This is a genomic window from Chrysanthemum yellows phytoplasma (genome assembly GCF_000803325.1).
In the GTDB taxonomy this organism is placed as follows: Bacteria; Bacillota_I; Bacilli_A; order Acholeplasmatales; family Acholeplasmataceae; genus Phytoplasma; species Phytoplasma asteris.
This window is the reverse complement of the sequence record NZ_JSWH01000039.1, coordinates 1-1530: the sequence shown is the minus strand read 5'-3', so window position 1 is coordinate 1530 and position 1530 is coordinate 1. Positions and strand designations below refer to the sequence as shown.

The 1530-nt window shown below is 21.0% G+C and carries 3 protein-coding genes; 2 read left to right on the top strand and 1 reads right to left on the bottom strand.

What is annotated here, in order from left to right; genetic code table 11:
- Nucleotides 1-196: 196 nt before the first annotated feature.
- Complete coding sequence (locus OL66_RS00660) at nt 197-616, top strand: hypothetical protein (protein ID WP_011160378.1); 420 nt, start codon at nt 197-199, stop codon at nt 614-616.
- Between the two features lie 81 nt (nt 617-697).
- Entirely contained in the window at nt 698-970 is a 273-nt protein-coding gene (locus tag OL66_RS00655) for a hypothetical protein (protein WP_034172059.1), read from the top strand.
- A gap of 214 nt (nt 971-1184) precedes the next feature.
- Here OL66_RS00655 and OL66_RS04475 read toward each other — a convergent pair whose 3' ends face one another.
- Nucleotides 1185-1475 carry a phosphatase PAP2 family protein gene (locus tag OL66_RS04475; RefSeq protein ID WP_084066006.1) on the bottom strand — a complete coding sequence of 97 codons (291 nt, stop codon included), beginning with the start codon at nt 1473-1475 and terminating at the stop codon, nt 1185-1187.
- Nucleotides 1476-1530: the final 55 nt, after the last annotated feature.

The window sequence follows — 1530 nt, the reverse complement described above, 5'->3', positions numbered from 1 at the left end:
TTTTATTGTTTTAAATATTATTTTATTTTTAGGTGGGTTTTTGTTAATTGTAAAAACATATAAAATTAAACAATTTAAAGATAAAGAAGTAGAAATAAAAGTAAAATAAAAAATAAGAAAAAAAGTAGGATATACTTTAAAACATTTAATTGAAAAAGGTCTTTCTTATAAACAAATTTTAGAACAATTAAAAACATTGTTTGGTGCTTTTGATCTTAAATATATTAAAAATAATGAAGGAAAACAAATATACACTATAAGTTATTTAAGACAAAAAGGGGATTATGAAGACAAAGAATTGGTAAAAGAAGGTTTTAATGTAGAAGATTTTAAAGAAATTGGTTACCAACTTCCTCAATTAATAGAAATTTTTAGTTTAAAAAAATTAAATAAATCAGGTTATAGTTTGGAAGAAATAAAAAATTTAGATCCTCAAACAGAAAGTTTTTTTTATTTAAAACAATTTAGTGCAAGAGATTTAAAAGATAAAGTTGGTTTTACTTTGCAAGAAATGCAATTATATAATTATAATCTGAAAGATTTTGCCAAAGGTGGCATTAGCATACAAGAAATAAAAGAAACACCAATATATATAAATCCTCCTAAATTAAAATAAACAGGTTTTACTTTTCAACAAATTAAAGAAGCGGGATATACACTTGATGATTTAGGATACAAATATGAAACACCAAATCCATTGCAAAATGAAACATTTATTCCTTTTCAAGAATTAAAAGATGCAGGTTATGATGCAAAAGATTTTAAAAATGCTAAATATCCAGCACAATATTTGAAAAATAATGGTTTTTCTTTGAAAGAATTAATGAATGCTGAATATAGATCATTTGATTTGAAAATAGCTGGATATATATTAGAAGAAATTAAAGAGTGTTTGACAAACCATCCAAATTCTTATTATAATATACAAAATATAGAACAAAATTATTATACTGAAAATGTTCATAATTAGATTTTAATTATATAATCCGTACTATCTTGTTTTTTATCATGTTATAATGGTGGTAATAAATAATTTTGGTTTTTCCAAAACCAAAACTTTAATTCTTTTACCTGTGTATTTTATTAGAAACTAATCATTATAACTTTTTTTGTAAAAAAGTGCTCAGCAATTCTAAATTTATTTCTATTTTGGTTATTATAGGTAATTTATTGACAAAAAAAGATTATCTTAATTGATAGTCTTTTTTAATATTATTCATTTTTTTACCAACTAAAAAGAAAGTAGTTTCTACTAAAATAATTGCAATTATTCCATCCATTATATAATGTTGTTTTAAAACAAAAGTAGAAATAAAAACTAAAATAGCATAAAATAATTGTCCATAATTTAATATTTTAGGGATTTTCTTTTTATTTTTTTGGCGAAAACCAATATAACATAACCAACTTAAACTAACATGAAAACTTGGTAAATTATTAAGATGAAGATAATCATATTTATATAAATTTTGAATTAAAAAATCTACAAAACTTTTTTTTCCTTAAATAAAAACTTATCCAACATTTGAA